This is a genomic window from Novosphingobium pentaromativorans US6-1, assembly GCF_000767465.1.
GTDB classification, from domain to species: domain Bacteria; phylum Pseudomonadota; class Alphaproteobacteria; order Sphingomonadales; family Sphingomonadaceae; genus Novosphingobium; species Novosphingobium pentaromativorans.
Genome location: NZ_CP009291.1, coordinates 519,163 through 539,490, shown reverse-complemented (window position 1 = coordinate 539,490; position 20,328 = coordinate 519,163). Strand labels below are relative to the sequence as shown.

Below are 20,328 nucleotides of genomic sequence, written 5' to 3'. Positions count from 1 at the left end.
GATTACCTTCAAATCACTGACCCCCGGAGCCTGCCCGGCTGGCCCTTGAAGGTCGCAATCGAAGGAGGAGCCCCTTCTCCAGACCGCCCCGCCAACGCGCCGAGCCGTTGGCGCGGGCGGAACTGCCCTCACCCTTCGCCCGTTTTTCTTGAAACCCCTCAGTCCCCAAGGAGATTCACCGATGACCAAGAAGGTCCTCATCATCGCCACCAACGGCTTCGAACAGTCGGAACTGCTCAAGCCGCGCGAGGCCCTGGAGTCGGCCGGCATCGAGACGACTGTCGCGAGCCCCGAGTCCGGCCAGATCAAGGGGTGGAACCACACAGACTGGGGCGAGAGCGTAGATGTCGACCTCAACATCGAGGACGTTCTTGCCAGCCGCTTCGATGCGATCGTCCTGCCGGGCGGTCAGATGAACCCCGACAACCTGCGCATGAACCGCACGGTCGTCGATCTCGTGCGCACATTCGTGGAAGGTGGCAAACCCGTTGCCGCGATCTGCCATGGCCCCTGGCTGCTGGCCGAGGCCGATTGCCTTGCCGGTCGCACCGTGACCAGCTGGCCTTCGATCCGCACTGACCTGGCGAATGCCGGGGCAACCGTCGTCGACAAGGAAGTGGTGGTTGACGGCAACCTCATCACAAGCCGCAAGCCGGACGATATTCCCGCATTCTCCGACGCGGTGATCGAAGCTGTAAACGCCTTGGCCGAGGCTGACTGACGCCCGTGCTTTCGCGGATCAGTCGATCTGCATGTCGTGAGAAACGCCGGGGATGCGCAGCTCGATTCCGTCGAGCGCCTCGGTCAGTTCGATCTGGCAGGACAGGCGGCTGGTCCGGGTCACGCCCGCGGCGAGGTCGAGCATGTCCTCTTCATCTGCCGAGGCGGGTTTCAGTTTATCGAACCATTCCGGCGAAACAATCACATGGCATGTGGAGCACGCCATCTGGCCTTCACATGTTCCTTCAAGCGGCATGCCCGCTCCCTGCGCCACTTCGAGAAGGCAGGCTCCCGCTTCGGCCTCAACCGTAAGCTTGTTTCCGTCGGTCGTTACAAATCGAACGCTCAGCAATTCAGACTCCCTGCGCCGCCGCTGCGGCATCTATTTGTGCGCAGGCATCCTCCAGTTCCCGTAGCTCAGTATATCTCCCGAATCCGAGACGGATAGAGGCTTTGGCATCCTTGTCGACAAGTCCGATCGCCTTGAGGACATAACTGGTCCGTCCCGAGCCGCTGGCACAGGCCGATCCGGCAGAGAATGCAACCTGGCGCACCTCCGACATGAGCCGGGCAACGTCGAGGCCGGGCAGGCGCAAGTTGAGATTGCCCTGCCAGCGCTGATCGGCTGATCCATTCAGCGTCCAGCGACCCAGGATCTCGCGGGCGCGCCGCCACAGGAGGGCAACATGGGCCGCGTCTTCCTCCATTCGCGCCATCGACAGGGCCGCAGCCGCCCCGAAGCCCGCACACAGGGCCGGACTGAGCGTGCCGGAGCGCAATCCCTGTTCCTGCCCCCCGCCATGGATGAGCGGTGCAAGCTCCAGCCCGTCGCGTACCCACAAGGCGCCGACGCCCTTGGGACCGTAGAGCTTGTGCGCGGAAACGGCGATGAGGTCGGCATCGGCAGGCGGCGCCATCTTGCCCGCGCCCTGCACCGCGTCGCACAGGAACAGTGCTCCGGCGGCGTGAGCAGCCTCGGCAAGCCGCTCGACCGGCTGGACCGTGCCGATCTCATTGTTGACCTGCATGACCGCAACGAGACCAGTTCCCTCGCCAAGCGAGACCGCGGAATCGACCAAGCCCTCGCCATTGACGGGCAGGATCCTCGTGGCTGGGTCGAGTGCGCGGGCCGTATCGAGAACGGCAGCATGTTCGATTGCGGATACGGCAAGGCAATGGCGGCCCGCCCCCGACCCCGACCCCGACCCCGCCAGCGCGAGGTTGAGCGCCTCGGTCGCGCCGGAAGTAAACACGACGCGGCCACCCGGCGGGAGAAGCGCGGCGACCTGTTCGCGCGCCACTTCCACGGCCGCTGCGGCTGCGCGGCCGGGCCGATGCGGGCTGTGCGGATTGGCAAAGCCCATCGTGTCCGGGCCGCCCAGCCACGGCATCATGGCCTCGCGCGCCTCGGGCGCCAGCGGCGTCGTGGCCTGATAATCGAGATAGATCATGCAGCCGCCCGCTTCCCGGCGATTTCGCGCCACGCTTCAAGGAAGCGTTCGACGTGCCCTTCCTCCGTCTCGCGACCGATGCTCACACGGATCACTTCGGATGCCGCCTTGTCGTCCAGCCCCATGGCAGAAAGCACGTGGCTGGTGCGCAGAGAGCCAGAGGAGCAGGCGCTACCCGCCGATACGGCTATTCCCATGGCATCGAAGCGGATCAGTTGCGCGGCAGAGGACTTGCCGGGCATGCGATAGCCGCCGATGGTCGGGCTGCGCTCCGCGCCCGCTGCAATCACCTCGCCCCCTGCCGCAAGGATGCCCGCCTCCAGCTTGTTCCGCAGTCGAACCGCTTCGCCTACCCAGTTGCTGCCGGCTTCCAAAGCCGCGACCATCGCCAGCACGCCCGGCAGGTTCTCCGTACCGGCGCGATAGCCGCGCTCCTGCCCCCGACCGGCTCGAGCAACGCCCAGTCGCGCACCAGCAGCGCCCCGATCCCGATCGGCCCGCCGAACTTGTGCGCCGCGAGCGCAATCAGATCAGCTCCGGGAAGCGGCAACTTGCCGGCCCCTTGCGCGCAGTCGGCAAGAAGGACGCCCCCGCTCTCACGAACCCTCGAAGCGACCTCGTCGAGCGGCTGGATGACCCCGGTTTCACTGTTCACCTGCTGGATAGCGACGAGACCATCGCCGCCCAGCGAATCCGGATCGACTCGGCCCGATGCGTCAACCGGCAGACGGCGCGCGGCGCCGGCATGACGCAGCACCGCTTCGTGCTCGACGGGAGAGACTGCGCAAAGCGGCTTCTTGCTGCGCACGATTGCCAGGGCGATGGCCTCACTGGCGCCCGATGTGAAGACGACTTCCCCCGTCCACCCCAGCATTTCTGCGATTTTCACGCGGGCGTCCTCAAGCGCGGAACGCGCAGCGCGGCCCTGCCTGTGCGGGCTGGAAGGGTTGGCCCAGATCGCCGCTCCTTCCAGCCAGGCATCGCGCGCGGCAGGCAGGAGCGGCGTGGTTGCCGCATGGTCAAGATAGAGAGGTTTTGTAGGCATCGCTTGCAAAGTTGTTTTCAGAGCAAAGGTTTCTATATAGCGAACCTCATCTTTTCCACTCCCGCAGGTGGCAGGCGATCAGGATCGCCGCCCGTTGACGGGAGTTTCAACAGGTCAGGTCCCGAACGCATATGCCCGCAGTCATCTTCCCCGGTCCCGAAGGTCGCCTCGAAGGCCGGTTCCAGCCCGCGCCGCGCCCGCGTGCGCCGGTCGCGATGATCCTTCACCCGCACCCGCAGGCGGGCGGCACGATGAACGACCGCATCACGCAGCACCTGTACAAGACTTTCGTAGCTCGCGGATTCGCGACCCTGCGCTTCAACTTCCGCGGCGTGGGACGCAGCCAGGGCAGCTTCGACAACGGCATCGGCGAACTTTCCGACGCGGCCGCCGCGCTCGACTGGGTACAGTCGATCCACCCCGAAGCCTCGACCACCTGGATCGCGGGCACCAGCTTCGGCGCGCTGATCGGCATGCAGCTGCTGATGCGCCGCCCCGAGATTCGCGGCTTCATCTCGGTCGCCCCGCCGGCGAACATGTACGACTTCAGCTTCCTCGCGCCTTGCCCGGCCTCGGGCATCATCATCCAGGGCACCGCGGACACCGTGGTCACCCCGAATGCGGTGCAGAAGCTGGTCGACAAGCTGCGCACCCAGAAGCACATCACCATCCACCACGACGAGATTCCGCGCGCCAATCACTTCTTCGAGAACGAGATGGGCGACCTGATGCGTGCCGTCGACAACTACCTCGACATGCGCCTCGCGCCGGACTGCCCGATCAAGTAAGCGGTCATCGCGGTGAATTTGCAAAGGCGTCGGATCACTCCGGCGCCTTTTGCTTGTCCGCCTGCGTGACGAGCGACTGGCCTTCCGAATTGGGCAAGGTCCAGATGACGACATTGGCCGCCATGACAACGGCAAGGACCAGCATCAGCACCGCCTGCTTGCGATAGCCGCCGCGGCGAAACAGGGCGACGGCGCCCAGGACGAGGGCGATGGCGGTCAGCACGAGGAGGGAAATCGCGATATCCATGCCACGCCCTCTAGCGCAGAGGGCATAGCGGCGCGAGCGCGTTTGACTTGTCAGATGGCCCCGGCCAACTTCCCGGCCATGACAAACACCCCCCCTGTTTTCAGCCACCCCCACGATTCCAACCCGATGTCGCGCCGCTCGGCGCTGCACTTGCTCGCCGCAGGGACGGCCACGCTGGCCCTTCCCGGCTGTGCCCGCTCGATAGCCTCGACGCCGCCTCCCCCTGCCTCTGCACCCCCCGCAGGCCAGCCCGGAACTGCGCAGGCCCCGGCACTGCTCGACAAGATCGCCTGGCGCCTCCTTGAACATGCGCCGGAAGCCGCAACCAGCCTGGGCGTCGATGAAGGCGAACATGCTGCGCTGCGCTATCGCCTTGAAGACCGCTCCCCGGCGGGCAAGGCCAGACTCGCCCAGACCCTTCGCGAAGACCTAGCCCGCGTCAAAGAAGTCGACACCGCCGATCTGGATCCCTCCACCCAGACCAGCCTTGCCGTCGTCAGAAGCGCCTACGGAACCGCACTCGACGGCCTCGCGCTGCCTTACGGTGACGTCGCCGTCGGCGGTTGGCGCAATACGCCATATGTCGTGATCCAGAACGTGGGCGCCTATCTCGACAGCCCGCGCTTCCTCGATGCCGACCACACGATCAGGACCCAGGCCGATGCGGAAGCCTACGTTGCGCGGCTGGGCCAGATGGACGAGCAACTCGACGGCGAACTCGACCGGATGAAGAGCGCGGCTGCGCAAGGACTGGTCCCGCCCGATTTCCTGCTCGATCGCGCCATCGCGCAGATGACCGGCACTATCGCCGACGCGCGCGACAACGGCGGCGGCCTGGTGCATTCGCTGGTCAGCCGCACCACCTCGATCCCGGGCAACTGGGAAGCACGCGCAAGGGAAATCGTCGCGAAGGAAACCCTTCCCGCACTCGAACGCCAGCTGGCCGAACTCAAGCGACAGCGCACCATGGCCAAGGGCGATCCGGGCATGCGCGAGCGACCGGGCGGCGAAGCGTTCTACGCATGGGCACTGCGCGCCAGCACCACCACGCGCGTACCGCCCGCCGAAGTGCATGAACGCGGGCTTGAGGAACTGGCTGCGTTGCATGCGCGCATGGACCCGATCCTCAAGTCCCTCGGATACGGCGATGGTTCGGTCGGCGCGCGCATGGCGGCGCTGGGCAAGGACAAACGCTTCATGTTCCCCGAAGGCGACCCCGGCCGCGCCGAGATCCTTGCCTTCATCCGCAAGCGGATCGACTGGATCCGTGCACAGATGCCGCGCGCCTTTCGCGAAGTCGTTCCGGGCAATGTCGAAGTGCGCCGCCTGCCGCTTGCCGAGGAACCGGGCGCGCCGACCGCATACGGCGGCGCGGGTTCGATCGACGGGTCGGTCCCCGGCAAGATGTGGATCAACTTGCGCACCACCGATCTTCACCGCAAATACGACCTGCCCACGCTCGTCCACCACGAAGCGATCCCGGGCCATGTCTGGCAGGGCGAATACGCCAATCGCTTGCCCTTGATCCGCTCGATCCTCGCGTTCAATGCCTATTCGGAAGGCTGGGCGCTCTATGGCGAGCAACTGGCCGACGAACTGGGCGCCTATGACGACGATCCGGTCGGCCGCCTCGGCTACCTGCAGTCCATCGCCTTTCGCGCGTGCCGCATGGTCGTGGATACGGGATTGCACACCAAGGGCTGGACGCGAGAGCAGGCCGTGCAATTCTTCATGGAGAAGAACGGCAACAAGCGCGAGGAAGTGGTCAACGAAGTCGACCGCTACTGCTCATGGCCAGGTCAGGCATGCGGGTACAAGATGGGCCACAGCGAGATCAACCGGCAGCGCGAACGCGCCATCGCCGCGCTTGGCGATGCCTATGATCTGCGCGATTTCGACCAGGCCGTCGTCGATGGCGGCAATGTCCCGCTCGACGTGTTGGCGGACAATATCGACCATTACATGGCGAAGGCGAAACCGGGTTGAGGTCGGCTTCGAGGCGCGCGCTTTGTCCCTCGGGAGGAGCTGCGCGCCTGCGGATGGGAGCGGGATCCCGGCCTGCGCGGGGACGACGAGAATGTTGGCAGGGTCGGGCAGTCAATCGCCGCCCCACGCCAAACCGTCATCCCCGCTCGGGGTCCCGCTTTTGCCTCTACTTCTTGCCGAAAAAGCCCTTGGCCATGTCGGTCAGGTCGTCGATCGCGCTGCCGTCACCGTCCCTGTCGAAGATGGCGGAAAACTTCGACGGGTCCTTGGCTACTTCACCCGCAAACTGGCTGAGCGAGCCCTCGCCGCCAATCGCGGTGATGATCTTCATGATCGTTTCGAGATCGAGGCCGGTCTTGTCGGCGGCCAACCGCGCCGTGTCACCCGGCTCCTGATGCGCCATGCCAAGGGCGGCGATCGCCTTCTCGGCCATCGACGGGTCGATGCCCAACTGGCCTGCGAGGTTGGCAACGTCGGTGTGCTCGCTCACCTGGCCGAGAATGCCGTCGAAAAGTCCCATGCGCCGATCTCCAGATTATTGAGCAGGGCAGGATGCCCCATCTCGGTGACGGTACAAGGACCTTTCGACAAAATGCCTTGCCCGCAAAGAGAAAGGCCCCGGAACCGAAGTTCCGGGGCCTCTGTCACGTCAGTCCGTCAAGCGCCGGTCAGGCAGCGACGGGCGCTGCCTTGCGTACGCCTTCATCGACGTGGGCTTCGAACTGTTCGAAGTTGTCGATGAACTGCTTGACCAGGGTCTGCGCGGTCTTGTCGTACTCGGCCGCATCGGCCCAGGCACCGCGCGGATCGAGCAGCTTGCTGTCGACGCCGGGCACAGCGACCGGAACCTCGAAGCCGAAGTTGGGATCTTCCTTGAACTCGGCATTGTTGAGGCTGCCGTCGAGTGCGGCGTTGAGCAGGGCGCGGGTCGCCTTGATAGGCATGCGCTTGATACCTTCCATGGTGGCCTTGCCGCCCGACCAACCGGTGTTCACCAGCCAGCACTTCACCCCGCCCTTGGCGATGCGCTCCTTGAGGAGGTTGCCGTAGACGGTGGGATGGCGCGGCATGAACGGCGCGCCGAAGCAGGTCGAGAAGGTCGCTTCCGGTTCGGTCACGCCGATTTCGGTACCGGCAACGCGCGCGGTATAGCCCGAGAGGAAGTGATACATGGCCTGGTCAGGCGTGAGACGCGCAATCGGCGGCAGCACGCCATAGGCGTCGGCGGTCAGGAAGATGATGTTCTTCGGAACCGGGCCGAGGTTGTGCTCGGAACAGTTCGGGATGAAGTCGATCGGGTAGGAACCGCGGCTGTTCTCGGCAAGCGAGTTGTCGTCGAGGTCGATCTGGCGGGTTTCCGGATCGATGACGACGTTTTCAAGCACGGTGCCGAAACGCTTGGTCGTTGCGAAGATTTCCGGCTCGGCTTCGGCCGAGAGGCGGATCATCTTGGCATAGCAACCGCCTTCGAAGTTGAAGACGGCCGTATCGGACCAGCCATGTTCGTCGTCACCGATCAGGGTACGCGATGCATCGGCCGAAAGCGTGGTCTTGCCGGTACCCGACAGGCCGAAGAACACGGCGGTGTCGCCATCGGGACCGATGTTGGCCGAACAGTGCATCGGCATGACGCCCTTGGTCGGCAGCAGGTAGTTGAGAATGCCGAAGACCGACTTCTTCATCTCGCCCGCATAGGCAGTGCCGCCGATCAGGATCAGCTTCTCGGTGAAGTTGACCGCGATCACGGTTTCACTGCGGCTGCCATGACGCTCTGGGTCGGCGCGGAAGCTGGGCAGGTCGATGATCGTGTATTCCGGCTCGAAACCGTTCAGCTCTTCTGCGGTGGGACGGACCAGCAGGGTGCGGATGAACAGGTTGTGCCAGGCGAACTCGTTGATGACGCGGACATTGACGCGATTCTCGGGCTGTGAGCCGCCGAACAGGTCGGCCACATAGAGCTTGTCCTTCCCGGCAACGGCCTTGAGGAAATCTTCCTTGAGGGCGGCGAAATGCGCAGGCGTCATCGGGACGTTGGTCTTGCCCCACCAGACGGTGTTCTCCGTCTCGGCGTCCTTGACGATGAACTTGTCCTTGGCGGAACGGCCGGTGTGCTTGCCGGTTGCGACGACGAAAGGACCGTCTGCAGAAAGCATCCCCTCCCCGTTACCAACTGCATGCTCAACCAGCGGCGCCGTGCCCAGGTTTGCGAAGATCTCGGCCTCCGTCTCGATGCCTTGGCGGGCGAGCGGGTAGCTAAGGGAAGCGGTCAATGTTTTCTCCTCCTGATTGACGCGTCTGCCAGCAGCGATTTGGTCGACGCATCGACAATTCCTGAAAGGAATCGACCGGCGCATAATCGACGCCCCCTTGTCCGTCAAATCTGCGTCAATTGGAACCGCCATGCGGCGGATTACCTCGATATGCGAGCATTTCCGCTGGGCGATTGTCATGCACGCCCCGACCCGCTAACCAGCCCTTTGAAATTCGCAGCAAGGGCAAGATCAGCGCATCCATGGTCGATGCTTCGCCACCCAACGGCGCCGAGAGCGACAGCCAGACGCAGCCGCAGGTCGAGCAGCAGAAGTCAATCGCGCTCGTCGACGATGATCGTAACATCCTGACAACGCTCTCTATCAGCCTGCAGGCCGAAGGATTTGCAACGCGGGTCTATACCGACGGGGAGACGGCGCTGAAGGCCTTGCTGGACAATCCCCCCGATCTCGCCATCTTCGACATCAAGATGCCGCGCATGGACGGTCTGCACCTGCTCCAGGCCCTGCGCGAACAATCGAGCCTACCCGTAATATTCCTTACCTCGAAAGACGAGGAACCCGACGAGGCCCTCGGCCTCGCCCTCGGCGCGGACGATTACATCACCAAGCCGTTCAGCCAGCGCCTGCTGGTTGCCCGGATTCGCGCGATTCTGCGCCGCAGCGAACTGGTGCGCGCAACGCCCGAGGAAGCAGTGCAGGAGAACCTGCCCGAGCCCGTCGTGCGCGGCCGCTTGCGCCTCGACCCGGCGCGCCACCTCGTCGACTGGGACGACAAGCCGGTCTCGCTCACCGTCACCGAATTCCTGATCCTGGAAGCCATGGCTCTGCGCCCCGGCGTGGTGAAAAGTCGCAACCAGCTCATGGATGCGGCCTACAGCGACGACGTCTACGTCGACGACCGCACGATCGACAGCCACATCAAGCGCCTGCGCCGCAAGTTCCGCGCAGTCGATCCCGAATTCGCCGCCATCGATACACTCTACGGCGCCGGCTATTCGTTCTCCGATGGCTGAACCGGCGGCCAAGCGCCGCAAACCCTCTCTGGCCGCGCGCCTCGGGCTGTCCTGGCGCGTTTCGCTGACGGCGCGCATCCTAGCGGTGAACATCATCGCCCTCGCCCTGCTGGCGGGCAGCCTGTTCTACATCGACAGCTATCGCCGCGAACTGCTGGCCGAGCGCTACAGGCTCGCCAAGGCGGAAGCCGAGATCACCGCCAATGCCCTAGCCGGAGAGACTCCCGAAAAGCAGCGCAAGCTGATCCGGCGGATCGGTACCAGCCAGTCGCTGCGCCTGCGTCTTTATGGCGCCGACGGGGTGCTGCAGATCGACAGCTTCGAACTTGCCCCGCCCTCCTATCGCCTGATCGATCCGGCCAGCGAACCGTGGTTGCAGGATGCCGCCCGCGCGCTCGACCGCGGCATGGACTTCATGCTCGGGGCCCCGCCGATCCCGGACTATCGCGACCCGGCAGACGGCAGCGCCGGGGCATGGCCCGAAATCGCCGCGGCACTGGCAGATGGGCGGACCGAGATCGGCCACAAGGCCGCCCCGGACCAGACCCCCGTCATCATCGCCGCAACGCCCGTGGGCAGGACCGGCATGGCCCTGTTGATCACTCGCAACGCCCGCGACATCACCGAGAACGTACGCATGGCGCGCCAGACCCTGGCGATCATCGTCGGCGCCGCACTGGCCGTCTCGATCCTGCTCTCCCTGTTCCTGGCCCGCACCATCGTCGAGCCCTGCGCAAGCTCGTTCGCGCCGCGGTGCGGGTGCGCCTGGGCCGCGACCGCAGCGTCGTGGTCCCGCGCCTGCCCGACCGCCGAGACGAGATCGGCCTGCTCGCGCGCGCCATTTCCGACATGAGCGTGGCCTTGCGCCAGCGCATCGACGCGGTCGAGAGCTTCGCCGCCGACGTCGCGCATGAGCTGAAGAACCCGCTGACATCGCTGCGCAGCGCGCTGGAAAGCATCGACCGCGTCGAGAAGCCCGACTTGCGCAACCAGTTGCTGGGCGTCGCCAAGGACGACGTGCGCCGGATCGATTTCCTTGTGACAGAGATCGCCGATGCCAGTCGCATCGACGCCGAACTGAGCCGCACTGTCTTCGAACCCGTCGACATGGGCCAGATGGTCCGTGGCCTCGTTGCCGAACGCGACCAGCGCGGCGTCAACGGCACCTGCACTATCGTCATCGGCCGCGAAGGGGCTGCCCCGCTCACCGTCGCCGGCGATCCGCCGCGCCTCGAGCGCGTGCTGCAGAACCTGCTCGACAATGCCGTGTCCTTCTCTCCCGAGCACGGCACCATCGAAGTCACCCTCTGCGCGAAGGAAAACCGCGTGAAGATCAGCGTGTGCGATCATGGCCCCGGCATTCCCGCGGACGCGCGCGAACGCATCTTCGAACGGTTCCATTCACTGCGCCCTTCCGGCGAAGAGTTCGGCAAGCACAGCGGCCTGGGCCTCGCGATCGCGCGGACAATCGTGGAGGCGCATTTCGGCCGTATCGCGGCCAATGACCGGCCCGACGGCGGCCGTGGCGCCTGCATCGAGATTTCCCTCCCGGCATGGCAGGCCCGATGATGGCGACCGGCGAAGAAATCACCCGGCAAGCAACCTGTATCGAGATCGACGGACGCGGCGTACTGATCGAGGGAGCGCCGGGCAGCGGCAAGACCAGCCTCGCGCTGGAACTGATCGACCGCGGCGCCCGGCTGGTAGGCGATGACGGGGTACTCCTTCGGGCCGAAGGCTCGCGCCTGATCGCCAGCCCGCATCCCCGCACCCGGGGCCTCATCGAAGTGCGCAACCTCGGCATCCTGAAGTTTCCCTGCACAGAGGGGGTAGCCCTTGCGCTCGCCTTGACCCTGGACGCCAAGGCTCCGCGTTTTGTTGAAGAAGCCGGTGCGCTGGAAATCGCCGGGATCGCACTGCCGCACTTGCGGATCTGGCCGGAAGGAGGTCCCCTGGCGATCAAGGCCGAACTCGCGCTCAGGCATTTCGGCCTGCATTTCTGACAGCGCGCATTCAACAGGATCGCTGCGCGCCCCCTTTCATTTCGCGATCATCGGGCGCAAACAGCCGCAGATGACAGTCGAGTCCGGTACAGAAGCTCCCGAAGTCGCAAAACAGCGCGTTCTCCTTGTCACCGGCATGCTGGGTGCCGGCAAGACGACGGCGCTGCGCGTACTGGAAGACCTGGGCTGGGAGATCATCGACAATTTTCCGATCCGCCTGCTCAAGGGCCTGATCGAGACTTCCCCCGGCGATGGACCGGGCGCGCCGCTCGCCATCGGTTTCGACAGCCGCACCCGCGGCTTCGATCCGCAGCGGATCATTCGCCAGGTCCAGGCGCTGGGCAAGAGCGGCACTATCGAGCTGACCACGCTGTTCCTCGATTGCTCGGGCCGGGAACTGGAACGACGCTACAACGAAACGCGGCGGCGCCATCCGCTGGCTTCGGACGCCCCGGTTTCAACCGGCATCCGCGCCGAGCGCGAACTGCTCACCCCGCTGCGCCGCTGGGCCGATATCCTGCTCGACACGACCGATTTTACCTCGAACGACCTGCAGCGCACGATTCGCGAACAGTTCGCCTCGAGCGCGCCGAACGAACTGACGGTGACTGTCTCCAGCTTCGGATTTTCACGCGGAATGCCGCCCGTCGCCGACCTCGTCTTCGACATGCGCTTCCTCAACAATCCGCACTGGGATGCCGACTTGCGCCCGATGACCGGTCAGGATCTGCCGGTCGGCGAATACATCCGCAAGGACCCCGCCTTCGAGGAAGCATTTACCCGGATCCGCGATCTGGTGCTCTTGCTGCTGCCCCGCTACGCGGCGCAGGGGAAGGCGTACGCCCACATAGCCTTTGGGTGTACCGGAGGGAGACACCGTTCGGTGTTCGTTGCCGAACAGTTGGTTGCGGCCTTGCGTCAGAATGGATTTTCGCCCACATTGCTGCACCGCAACTTGGGCTCGCGAGCAGCCGATCTTCTGGAAGGAGGTCTGCGGCGTGAAGGATAACTGGAAAACCCAAGGGCGAATGCAGGTATTTCGGAGCGCTCTTCCCGCATGATCGGTATGATTCTGGTCACTCACGGCAATCTCGCCGAGGAGTTTGTTCACGCCATGGAACACGTCGTCGGCGATCAGCCGGCGGTGGAGACCATCTGTATCGGCCCCAATGACGACATGGAAAAGCGCCGGGGAGAGATCGCCGATGCCATCAAGGCCGTCGACAGCGGCGAAGGCGTCATCATCCTGACCGACCTGTTCGGCGGCACGCCGTCGAACCTCGCCATTTCGCTGATGCAGGCAGGCAAGGTCGAAGTGATCGCCGGCATCAACCTGCCCATGCTCATCCGCCTGGCCAAGGCGCGCGCCTGCATGCCGGTGCGCGATGCCGTGGCCGCTGCGCGCGATGCCGGACGCAATTACATAACGATAGCTTCGGAATACCTGGGACAGGATGCATGATCGATTGCCGTGAGTCGGTGCTCATCGTCAACAAGCGTGGGCTCCACGCACGCGCCAGCGCCAAATTTGTGAACCACGTCGCCGACCTGCCCGGTTCGGTCACCGTCACCGTGATCAAGGACGGCTCGGAAGCTTCGGGCGGATCGATCCTCGGCCTGATGATGCTCGGGGCCGCCAAGGGCGACACCATCGAAATTGCCTGTTCCGGTGAAGGTGCCGAAGGCGCGCTCTCGACGCTCGCCTCGCTCGTCAGGGACGGCTTCGGCGAGGATTGAAACCAGTGGCCACGCGCCGCACGATTTCCGGATTTTCCAACCCGCTGGTCAAGTTCCTGCGCTCCCTGCGCGAGAAGAAGCACCGCAAGCGGGAGAAACGCTTCCTTGCCGAAGGACTGCGCCTGCTGACCGATGCGCGCGAATGCGGGATAGTGCCCGAAATGCTGGTCATGGCGACCGGCCGCGATCCGCACCCGCTGCTCGACGCTCTTGAAGACGCCGTGGCCGCAGCTGGCGGCGAGATCGTCGAGATGGACGTCGACATCCTTGCCAAGGTGACCGGCAAGGACAATCCGCAGGCCGTCGCCGGGGTCTTCGCCGAATTCGACACGCGCATCGCCAATGTCGACAGGCGCGCCGCACCGATCTGGCTGGTGGCGCAGGCGCTGCGCGATCCGGGCAATCTCGGCACGATGCTGCGCACCGGCGATGCCGTCGGCGCAGGCGGGCTGATCCTGATCGACGACTGCGCCGACCCGTTCTCGGTCGAGGCCGTGCGCGCCAGCATGGGGGCGATCTTCACCCAGAAGCTCGCCATCGCGCGCTGGGACGAATTCATCGCGTGGCTGCGTCAGGATGAAGGACAGCTCGTCGCCGCATCGCTGCGCGATCCGACCGATTATCGCGAGGCCCCTTACGCCGCCCCGTGCTTCCTCATGGTCGGCAACGAGTCGCAAGGATTGCCCCGGGAATACGAGGAAGCCTGCGACCTGCGGGTCACGATTCCGATGCGTGGACGGGCCGACAGCCTCAATGCCGCGGTTGCCGGTGCGGTCCTTGCCTACGAGGCGCTGGCGCATCTGGACAGGTCCTGAGAACAGGTTCATCAAGGCATCATCAAAGGCCGTTAAGGTGCTGCGACGATGCTTCTTCGTTCCGCACTCATTCTGGCCTTGTCTCTCGGCGCCGCGTCCTGCGGCACCGGTCCCAAGGCCGACGTCCAGCTCAAGGGGAGCGCCTGGCGCTTTGCCCTGATCGACGGGAAACGGCCTTCAACCGACGCGGCCAGCATCATTTTCCTGGGCAGCAAGATCCGCGTCCAGATCGGCTGCAATCTGATGGAAGGCAAGTGGAGCATGCAGGACGACCGACTGGTCGCCGCAGCGCTCAGCCAGTCCGAAATACCCTGCAACAATCCGGTCTGGGGGCAGGAAAAGGCCGTCACCGCCCTCCTCGTCGCAACCCCGCGCCTTGCCGTGGACGAGAACCGGATGATCATCCAGTCGAGCGGCCATACCGCGGAACTGGTCCGCGACCTGCAGGCTGCGAAGTAGCGCCTATTCGGCGGCGGCCGGGAGCGACGGCGTCTCCGGATCCTCCTCAAGCGAATCGACGCCATAGCGCGGCATGGATTCCACCTGCGGTACGTCCTCGATTTCCCGCTTGCCGATCTCGATGTGCTTGTCGCGCAGGCGCTTGCCCGAGGACAGCACGTTGCGCTCGAAGCTGCCGACGAACTTGTTGTAGTTGTTGACCGCGCTTTCCAGCCCCGCGCCCACGCGCTTCATGTGTTCGGCGGCAACGGCAAGGCGATCGTAGAGTTCGCCGCCCATGCGCCCGATCTCTCGCGCCTCGCGGGCCAGACCGTCCTGACGCCAGACCTGCGCGACGGTGCGGGCGATGGCGACGAGGTTGGTCGGCGTTGCCAGCAGCACGCGGTTGCGGAAGGCGAAGTCCCACAGCTCCGGATCGTATTCGAGCGCGGCGGCCACGAAATGTTCGCCCGGCACGAACATCACGACATAGTCGGGCGCGTCCTCGAACTGGCTCTGGTAGCTCTTCGCGCCGAGCGTCTGGACGTGATTGCGCATCGAGGCGACGTGCTGGCGCAGCGCCCCTTCGCGCGCGATGTCGTCCTGCGCCTCGAACGCCTCCTGATAGGCATTGAGCGAAACCTTCGCGTCGATCACCAGCTTCTTGTGGCCGGGAATGTTGACGATGGCATCGGGCCGCAGGCGCCCGTCCTCGGTCTCGATGGAGTGCTCGGTAATGAAATCGGTGTGTTCGGACAGGCCGCACTGTTCCAGCACGTTGCGCAGCTGCTGCTCGCCCCAGCGCCCGCGCGCCTTGGGGGCATTGCGCAGTGAATTGCCGAGCCTTGCGGCTTCCTCGCGCACTTTCTCCTGCCCTTCGCGCATCGACTGGATCAGGCCGGTGAGCTGGCCGAACGAATCGACTCGCTTGGCCTCGAGCACCTGGACCTGTTCCTCGTAGCTCCTGAGCCGCGCCCCGACCGGTTCGAGCAGCGAGCGGATACGTTCGGCATTGGCCTTTTCGCTTTCCTCGAAGCGAGCGCCGGCGCGGCGCAGGAAGGCCTCCTGCGCACCTTCGAGGACCTTGGCCCCGGCATTCTCGAATTCCTTGCGCAAGGCTTCCTGCGCCTGGAGCAAAAGGCGCTTCTGCTCGTCGAAATTGGCGGTCTTTTCGCGCAGGGTCGCCAGTTCGGAGGCCAGTTCGCGCTGTTCCCGTCGCAGGCCGTCGACAAGCGCGGCATTGTCCGAACGGACCTTGTCGAGCGTCGCCGTCGCTTCACTGCGCACACACTCGAGCGCGGCTCCCGCCTCGGCACGCAACTGCTCGATGCGCTGGGCATTTTCGCTGCGCGTCCGCTCAAGCGCTTCGCCCAATGCATCGGCGCGGCTGGCGCGCTCTTCAGCGCTCGCCAGATCGCGAATCGCGGCACGGAACTTCTCGTCCAGCTCGCGCGCCTCACGGTCACGCGTCTCGAACTGGCCGCGCCACTGCGCGCCCGTCCGCGAACCGAAGAACCAGCCCAGCCCCAGCCCGATGACGAGGGCGACGATAGCGAAAATGATCCCTTCCATTCCGTCAGGTTATCCGGAACGTTTCAGGAACGCCAGACCCTGCATCGAACTATCGACAGGAATGATGGGAAGGTGCGGGAGCGGCCCTGTGCCAGGACCGCTCCGCAGCAATCAGGCTGCCTTGCGCAGCTTGTCGAGCTTCTTGAGGACCATCTGGCGCTTCAGGCGCGAGAGGTGATCGATGAACAGGATGCCTTCGAGGTGGTCCATCTCGTGCTGGAGGCACGTGGCCATGAGGTCGTCCATGTCTTCTTCATGGACATTGCCCTCAAGGTCCTGCCAGCGCGCGCGTATGCGGGCCGGACGCTCCACTTCGGCGTAGATCTCGGGAACCGAGAGACAGCCTTCCTGATAGACCGAGTGCTCCTCGGAAGGTTCGAGGATTTCGGGATTGATGAAGATCCGCGGCTCGCGCTTGGTCGGCTGATGCGTGTGGGCATGGCCGCCGTGGGCGGTGCAGACTTCCGGCTCGGCATCGGGATCTTCGGGCTGGAGATCGATGACCAGAACGCGCAGCGGCACACCGACCTGAATGGCGGCAAGGCCGATGCCGGGGGCATCGTACATCGTCTCGAACATGTCATCGACAAGCGTCTTGAGCTCGTCGTCGAACTTTTCGACGGGCGCGGAGACCTGCTTCAGGCGCGGGTCGGGAACTTCCAGGATTTCGCGAATAGCCATGTATCGCAAATAAGGGCGAAGCGCGATTTTCGCAATATTGACGATGCGCGCAGAATTGCGGTCTTCGCGATTTCTCAGCCGACCGGCCTGCGCGCCCGGATCGCCTGGGCGAGCGTACCCTCGTCGAGATAGTCCAGTTCACCGCCCACCGGGAGCCCGTGGGCCAGCTGGGTAATGCGCACCGGATAGGCCTCCAGCCGCTCGGCGATGTAGTGCGCGGTCGTCTGGCCTTCCAGCGTGGCATTCATCGCCAGCACCACTTCATCGACCTGCCCTTGCGCGACTCGCGCCAGCAGGCGGTCAATCGTCAGGTCTTCCGGGCGGACCCCGTCGAGCGCGGAGAGCCGTCCGCCCAGCACGTGATACTTGCCGGTGAACAGGCGCGCACGGTCGAGCGCCCACAAGTCGGCAACTTCCTCGACAACGCAGATCGAACGGGCATCGCGGCGCGGATCGGCGCAGATCCCGCAAGGGTTGGCGGTATCGATATTGCCGCAGGTATCGCATTCGACGAGCGTATCGCGCACGGCAGAGAGCGCCTCTAGCAACTGCACCAGCGACGTCTCGCGCCGCTTTATCAGCCAGAGAACCGCGCGCCGCGCCGAACGCGGCCCCAGCCCGGGCAGCCGCGACAAGGCGGCAGTAAGCGTCTCGATCTCTTGCGATGCCATGGCCAATTCCCTAACCGCTCGGGCAGAGCTTGTCGAAGCATGACCATGTCTTATGCGCAATCGCGCCCTTCGACTCTTCGACAGGTTCCGGCCTCAGGCGAGCGGAGAATCGAATTGCGCATCATCTTCATGGGAACGCCCCAGTTCGCAGTGCCGGCGCTCGTCGCGCTGGTGGAGGCGGGGCATGAAGTCGTGGCCGTCTATACCCAGCCGCCGCGCCCCGGCGGCCGTCGCGGCAAGGAACTGACCCCCTCCCCGGTCCACAAGGAAGCCGAAGTGCGCGGCATCGAAGTGCGCCACCCGGTTTCGCTGAAAGGCGCGGAAGAGCAAGCCGCGTTCGCGGCGCTGGAGGCCGACGTCGCCATCGTCGCGGCTTACGGTTTGCTCCTGCCGCAGGCGATCCTCGATGCCCCGCGCAAGGGCTGCCTCAACATCCACGCCTCGATCCTGCCGCGCTGGCGCGGCGCCGCGCCGATCCAGCGGGCCATCCTTGCCGGCGATCCGACGACGGGCGTGACGATCATGCAGATGGAAGCCGGGCTGGATACCGGGCCGATGCTGGCGACCCTGCGCACCACGATCGACGCCAAGACCGCCGGCGAACTGACCGACGAACTGGCCGACAAGGGCGCGCAGCTCATGGTCGGCACCTTGCGCGAGCTGGACAATCACCGCCCGGTCACCCAGCCCGAAGACGGCGTGACTTACGCCAGGAAGATCGAAAAGGCAGAGGCCCGCCTCGATTTCACCGCCGATGCAGATCAGGTGGAACGGCAGGTGCGCGCCTTCCAGCCAGCCCCCGGCGCCTTTTTCGAGCTGGAGGGCGAGCGCTACAAGGTTCTCTCCGCACAGGTCGTCGAAGGATCGGGCAATCCCGGCGCCGTGCTCGACGATGCCTTGACGATCGCCTGCGCTTCGGGCGCGATCCGGGTCATGCGCATCCAGCGCGCCGGCAAGCCCGCGATGGATACCGCCGACCTGCTGCGCGGCCGCCCGGTCCCGGCCGGAACCGTGATCGCCTGACCCGATGACGCGCTACGCCCTCACGCTCGAATTCGACGGCAGCCCGTTCATGGGCCTGCAGCGACAGGCTCACGGCCCCTCGGTGCAGCAGAGCGTCGAGGACGCCGTCCACGCGATCACCGGAGAAACCGCGATCATGCACGCGGCCGGACGCACCGATGCGGGCGTCCACGCCCTGGCGATGCGGGCCCATGTCGAGATCGAAAAGCCGTTCACACCCTTCCGGCTGATGGAAGCGATCAACGCAAAGCTGCGCCCCGACCCCATCGCCGTGATCGCCTGCGAGGAAGTGCCCGACGACTGGCACGCCCGCTTTTCGTGCATCGGGCGCGCCTACATCTATCGCATCGTCAACCGCCGCGCCCCGCTCACTCTAGAGCGCGGCAAGGCGTGGCAGGTCGCCAAGCCGCTCGACGCACAGGCGATGCATCGCGCCGCACAGTTCCTTGTCGGGCGTCATGACTTCACCACCTTCCGCTCGGCCCATTGCCAGGCGCAGAGCCCGCTCAAGACGCTGGATCGCCTCGACGTGCGGCGCGAGGGCGAACATGTCCTGATCGAGGCCGAGGCGCGCAGCTTCCTGCACCATCAGGTGCGCTCGATGGTCGGCTGCCTTGCCATGGTCGGCATGGGCCGCTGGCGCGAGGAGCAGGTGCGCGAAGCACTGGAAGCGCGCGACCGCCAGGCGCTCGGATTGAATGCCCCCCCGGACGGCCTTTATTTCGTAAGGGCCGTATATTCTGGAGAATGACATGAGCCATACCGGCAAGGAACTCACAACGCGGCTCGACGCCAACGGCACCTTGACCGTGCAATTGCGCGAACGGACCTGGGAGGCGCCAAAGGGCCGCCAGGTTCTGGTCCGCATGGAAGCATCGCCGATCAACCCTTCGGACCTCGCCCTCCTTTTCGCGGCGGCCGACATTGAAAACGCTACCTACTCTCCCGGCAAGCTCGTCGCGCAGATGCCCGAGGCCTACACCAGGGTTGCAAGCGCGCGCCATGGCCTTGACCTGCCAGCAGGGAGCGAAGGCGCAGGCACTGTCGTCGCTGCCGGTGACGACCCGGCAGCGCAGGCACTGATGGGCAAACGCGTCGCCTGCGTTCCGGGCACGGCCTATGCCACCTATGCCTATTGCGATGCCGCGATGGCGATTGCCCTTGACGATGCCACGAGCGCCGAGCAGGCGGCCTCCAGCTTCGTCAATCCGATGACCGCGCTGGGCTTCGTGGAAACGATGAAGGCCGAAGGCTTCACCGCCCTGATCCACGCCGCCGCCGCGTCGAACCTGGGCCAGATGCTGGTACGCATCTGCCAGGAGGACGGGATCGACCTCATCAACATCGTGCGCAGCGATGAACAGGTGAAGCTGCTGCAGGACCTTGGTGCCAAGTACATAGTCAACTCGTCAGAGCCCGATTTCATGTCCAGGCTCGTTGCCGCGGTCTCCGAAACCGGTGCACGCCTCGGCTTCGATCCCATCGGCGGCGGCACCATGGCCAGCGCCATGCTCAATGCGATGGAAGTGGACGCGGCCAGGGATATCGAATTCAACCGCTACGGTTCGTCCGAATTCAAGAAGGTCTACATCTATGGAAAGCTGGATACCGGGCCGACCACGATCGCCGGCAACATCGGCTTCGCCTGGGAGCTAGCCGGATGGCTGCTGCCCAATTTCCTCGCCAAAGTCGGACCGCAGGTAGCCGGGCGCATGCGCGCTCGCGTCATGCAGGGCCTGGACACCACTTTCGCCAGCCGCTTCAGCGACCGCATCGGTCTTGGCGACATGCTCACGCGCGAAGCGGTGTGCCGTTACGCGGCGCGGCGAACCGGACAGAAATTCCTGATCCTGCCCAACGGGTGA

21 protein-coding genes and 2 pseudogenes are annotated in these 20,328 nt (G+C 65.0%); 14 read left to right on the top strand and 9 right to left on the bottom strand.

Going from position 1 to position 20,328, the window contains the following annotated elements; translation table 11 throughout:
- Nucleotides 1-181 precede the first annotated feature (181 nt).
- A complete protein-coding gene (locus JI59_RS02430) occupies nucleotides 182-721 on the top strand; it encodes a type 1 glutamine amidotransferase domain-containing protein (RefSeq protein ID WP_007015012.1) in 540 nt (179 codons plus the stop codon).
- An 18-nt stretch (nucleotides 722-739) separates the two neighbouring features.
- On the opposite strand, the gene JI59_RS02425 is transcribed toward JI59_RS02430, so the two are convergent.
- From JI59_RS02425 to JI59_RS02415, 3 genes and pseudogenes are all read right to left on the bottom strand, one after another.
- Entirely contained in the window at nucleotides 740-1,102 is a 363-nt protein-coding gene (locus tag JI59_RS02425) for a 2Fe-2S iron-sulfur cluster-binding protein (protein ID WP_052117821.1), read from the bottom strand.
- The gene (locus JI59_RS02420; protein WP_007015010.1) at nucleotides 1,074-2,171 is read right to left on the bottom strand and encodes a cysteine desulfurase family protein; all 1,098 of its coding nucleotides are present in this window, start codon (nucleotides 2,169-2,171) and stop codon (nucleotides 1,074-1,076) included. Before JI59_RS02420 ends, JI59_RS02425 begins: the two co-directional genes overlap by 29 nt.
- Nucleotides 2,168-3,216, bottom strand: a pseudogene (locus JI59_RS02415) (cysteine desulfurase family protein). Before JI59_RS02415 ends, JI59_RS02420 begins: the two are co-directional and overlap by 4 nt.
- 131 nt (nucleotides 3,217-3,347) lie before the next feature.
- On the opposite strand from JI59_RS02415, the gene JI59_RS02410 reads away from it, so the two are divergent.
- Entirely contained in the window at nucleotides 3,348-4,004 is a 657-nt protein-coding gene (locus tag JI59_RS02410) for an alpha/beta hydrolase (protein ID WP_007015008.1), read from the top strand.
- Nucleotides 4,005-4,038: 34 nt separating this feature from the next.
- Here the strand turns inward: JI59_RS02410 and JI59_RS02405 are convergent, their stop codons facing one another.
- Nucleotides 4,039-4,251 (bottom strand): hypothetical protein, encoded by a 213-nt coding sequence (locus JI59_RS02405; RefSeq protein WP_007015006.1) that lies wholly within the window; start codon nucleotides 4,249-4,251, stop codon nucleotides 4,039-4,041.
- A 78-nt stretch (nucleotides 4,252-4,329) separates the two neighbouring features.
- Between JI59_RS02405 and JI59_RS02400 the strand changes: the two genes are divergently transcribed.
- Complete coding sequence (locus tag JI59_RS02400; protein WP_238532626.1) at nucleotides 4,330-6,237, top strand: DUF885 domain-containing protein; 1,908 nt, start codon at nucleotides 4,330-4,332, stop codon at nucleotides 6,235-6,237.
- Between the two features lie 166 nt (nucleotides 6,238-6,403).
- Here JI59_RS02400 and JI59_RS02395 read toward each other — a convergent pair whose 3' ends face one another.
- Nucleotides 6,404-6,757, bottom strand: a complete 354-nt coding sequence (locus JI59_RS02395; RefSeq protein WP_007015005.1) for a hypothetical protein — start codon at nucleotides 6,755-6,757, stop codon at nucleotides 6,404-6,406.
- Nucleotides 6,758-6,905: 148 nt separating this feature from the next.
- Nucleotides 6,906-8,507 carry a phosphoenolpyruvate carboxykinase gene (locus JI59_RS02390; RefSeq protein WP_007015004.1) on the bottom strand — a complete coding sequence of 534 codons (1,602 nt, stop codon included), beginning with the start codon at nucleotides 8,505-8,507 and terminating at the stop codon, nucleotides 6,906-6,908.
- Between the two features lie 242 nt (nucleotides 8,508-8,749).
- Here JI59_RS02390 and JI59_RS02385 point away from each other — a divergent pair, with 242 nt between their 5' ends.
- The 8 genes and pseudogenes from JI59_RS02385 (at nucleotide 8,750) to JI59_RS02350 (ending at nucleotide 14,537) form a co-directional block, all read left to right on the top strand.
- On the top strand, nucleotides 8,750-9,523 hold the full coding sequence (locus tag JI59_RS02385) for a response regulator transcription factor (protein WP_007015003.1): 774 nt from the start codon (nucleotides 8,750-8,752) through the stop codon (nucleotides 9,521-9,523).
- Nucleotides 9,516-11,092 (top strand): annotated as a pseudogene (locus JI59_RS02380) (sensor histidine kinase). Before JI59_RS02385 ends, JI59_RS02380 begins: the two are co-directional and overlap by 8 nt.
- Nucleotides 11,092-11,526: an HPr kinase/phosphorylase gene (locus JI59_RS02375; protein ID WP_038576829.1), complete on the top strand. Its 435-nt coding sequence runs from the start codon at nucleotides 11,092-11,094 to the stop codon at nucleotides 11,524-11,526. Before JI59_RS02380 ends, JI59_RS02375 begins: the two are co-directional and overlap by 1 nt.
- A gap of 70 nt (nucleotides 11,527-11,596) precedes the next feature.
- On the top strand, nucleotides 11,597-12,535 hold the full coding sequence (gene rapZ, locus JI59_RS02370; RefSeq protein ID WP_007014999.1) for an RNase adapter RapZ: 939 nt from the start codon (nucleotides 11,597-11,599) through the stop codon (nucleotides 12,533-12,535).
- Between the two features lie 48 nt (nucleotides 12,536-12,583).
- Nucleotides 12,584-12,988: a PTS sugar transporter subunit IIA gene (locus JI59_RS02365; RefSeq protein WP_007014998.1), complete on the top strand. Its 405-nt coding sequence runs from the start codon at nucleotides 12,584-12,586 to the stop codon at nucleotides 12,986-12,988.
- Nucleotides 12,985-13,263 carry an HPr family phosphocarrier protein gene (locus JI59_RS02360; RefSeq protein ID WP_007014997.1) on the top strand — a complete coding sequence of 93 codons (279 nt, stop codon included), beginning with the start codon at nucleotides 12,985-12,987 and terminating at the stop codon, nucleotides 13,261-13,263. Before JI59_RS02365 ends, JI59_RS02360 begins: the two co-directional genes overlap by 4 nt.
- Nucleotides 13,264-13,268: 5 nt before the next feature.
- Nucleotides 13,269-14,078: a TrmH family RNA methyltransferase gene (locus JI59_RS02355; protein ID WP_007014996.1), complete on the top strand. Its 810-nt coding sequence runs from the start codon at nucleotides 13,269-13,271 to the stop codon at nucleotides 14,076-14,078.
- A gap of 48 nt (nucleotides 14,079-14,126) precedes the next feature.
- On the top strand, nucleotides 14,127-14,537 hold the full coding sequence (locus tag JI59_RS02350; protein ID WP_007014995.1) for an META domain-containing protein: 411 nt from the start codon (nucleotides 14,127-14,129) through the stop codon (nucleotides 14,535-14,537).
- A 3-nt stretch (nucleotides 14,538-14,540) separates the two neighbouring features.
- On the opposite strand, the gene JI59_RS02345 is transcribed toward JI59_RS02350, so the two are convergent.
- The 3 genes from JI59_RS02345 to recR all read right to left on the bottom strand — a co-directional run bounded on the left by JI59_RS02345 (nucleotide 14,541) and on the right by recR (nucleotide 17,440).
- Entirely contained in the window at nucleotides 14,541-16,088 is a 1,548-nt protein-coding gene (locus tag JI59_RS02345; protein ID WP_007014994.1) for a DNA recombination protein RmuC, read from the bottom strand.
- 111 nt (nucleotides 16,089-16,199) lie between these two features.
- A complete protein-coding gene (gene def, locus JI59_RS02340) occupies nucleotides 16,200-16,769 on the bottom strand; it encodes a peptide deformylase (RefSeq protein WP_007014993.1) in 570 nt (189 codons plus the stop codon).
- A 74-nt stretch (nucleotides 16,770-16,843) separates the two neighbouring features.
- On the bottom strand, nucleotides 16,844-17,440 hold the full coding sequence (gene recR, locus JI59_RS02335; RefSeq protein WP_013833852.1) for a recombination mediator RecR: 597 nt from the start codon (nucleotides 17,438-17,440) through the stop codon (nucleotides 16,844-16,846).
- A gap of 114 nt (nucleotides 17,441-17,554) precedes the next feature.
- Between recR and fmt the strand changes: the two genes are divergently transcribed.
- The 3 genes from fmt to JI59_RS02320 are packed head-to-tail and all read left to right on the top strand — an operon-like array spanning nucleotide 17,555 to nucleotide 20,328.
- On the top strand, nucleotides 17,555-18,463 hold the full coding sequence (gene fmt / locus JI59_RS02330) for a methionyl-tRNA formyltransferase (RefSeq protein ID WP_038576827.1): 909 nt from the start codon (nucleotides 17,555-17,557) through the stop codon (nucleotides 18,461-18,463).
- A 4-nt stretch (nucleotides 18,464-18,467) separates the two neighbouring features.
- On the top strand, nucleotides 18,468-19,214 hold the full coding sequence (truA, locus tag JI59_RS02325) for a tRNA pseudouridine(38-40) synthase TruA (RefSeq protein ID WP_007014990.1): 747 nt from the start codon (nucleotides 18,468-18,470) through the stop codon (nucleotides 19,212-19,214).
- 1 nt (nucleotide 19,215) lies between these two features.
- Nucleotides 19,216-20,328: a zinc-binding dehydrogenase gene (locus JI59_RS02320; protein WP_007014989.1), complete on the top strand. Its 1,113-nt coding sequence runs from the start codon at nucleotides 19,216-19,218 to the stop codon at nucleotides 20,326-20,328.

Bases quoted from the DNA above. Each gene is read 5' to 3' on its own strand.
- JI59_RS02430 (WP_007015012.1), top strand. From the start codon at position 182: ATGACCAAGAAGGTCCTCATCATCGCCACCAACGGCTTCGAACAGTCG.
- JI59_RS02425 (WP_052117821.1), bottom strand. From the start codon at position 1,102: ATGCCGCAGCGGCGGCGCAGGGAGTCTGAATTGCTGAGCGTTCGATTT.
- JI59_RS02420 (WP_007015010.1), bottom strand. From the start codon at position 2,171: ATGATCTATCTCGATTATCAGGCCACGACGCCGCTGGCGCCCGAGGCG.
- JI59_RS02410 (WP_007015008.1), top strand. From the start codon at position 3,348: ATGCCCGCAGTCATCTTCCCCGGTCCCGAAGGTCGCCTCGAAGGCCGG.
- JI59_RS02405 (WP_007015006.1), bottom strand. From the start codon at position 4,251: ATGGATATCGCGATTTCCCTCCTCGTGCTGACCGCCATCGCCCTCGTC.
- JI59_RS02400 (WP_238532626.1), top strand. From the start codon at position 4,330: ATGACAAACACCCCCCCTGTTTTCAGCCACCCCCACGATTCCAACCCG.
- JI59_RS02395 (WP_007015005.1), bottom strand. From the start codon at position 6,757: ATGGGACTTTTCGACGGCATTCTCGGCCAGGTGAGCGAGCACACCGAC.
- JI59_RS02385 (WP_007015003.1), top strand. From the start codon at position 8,750: ATGGTCGATGCTTCGCCACCCAACGGCGCCGAGAGCGACAGCCAGACG.
- JI59_RS02375 (WP_038576829.1), top strand. From the start codon at position 11,092: ATGGCGACCGGCGAAGAAATCACCCGGCAAGCAACCTGTATCGAGATC.
- rapZ (WP_007014999.1), top strand. From the start codon at position 11,597: ATGACAGTCGAGTCCGGTACAGAAGCTCCCGAAGTCGCAAAACAGCGC.
- JI59_RS02365 (WP_007014998.1), top strand. From the start codon at position 12,584: ATGATCGGTATGATTCTGGTCACTCACGGCAATCTCGCCGAGGAGTTT.
- JI59_RS02360 (WP_007014997.1), top strand. From the start codon at position 12,985: ATGATCGATTGCCGTGAGTCGGTGCTCATCGTCAACAAGCGTGGGCTC.
- JI59_RS02350 (WP_007014995.1), top strand. From the start codon at position 14,127: ATGCTTCTTCGTTCCGCACTCATTCTGGCCTTGTCTCTCGGCGCCGCG.
- JI59_RS02345 (WP_007014994.1), bottom strand. From the start codon at position 16,088: ATGGAAGGGATCATTTTCGCTATCGTCGCCCTCGTCATCGGGCTGGGG.
- def (WP_007014993.1), bottom strand. From the start codon at position 16,769: ATGGCTATTCGCGAAATCCTGGAAGTTCCCGACCCGCGCCTGAAGCAG.
- recR (WP_013833852.1), bottom strand. From the start codon at position 17,440: ATGGCATCGCAAGAGATCGAGACGCTTACTGCCGCCTTGTCGCGGCTG.
- truA (WP_007014990.1), top strand. From the start codon at position 18,468: ATGACGCGCTACGCCCTCACGCTCGAATTCGACGGCAGCCCGTTCATG.
- JI59_RS02320 (WP_007014989.1), top strand. From the start codon at position 19,216: ATGAGCCATACCGGCAAGGAACTCACAACGCGGCTCGACGCCAACGGC.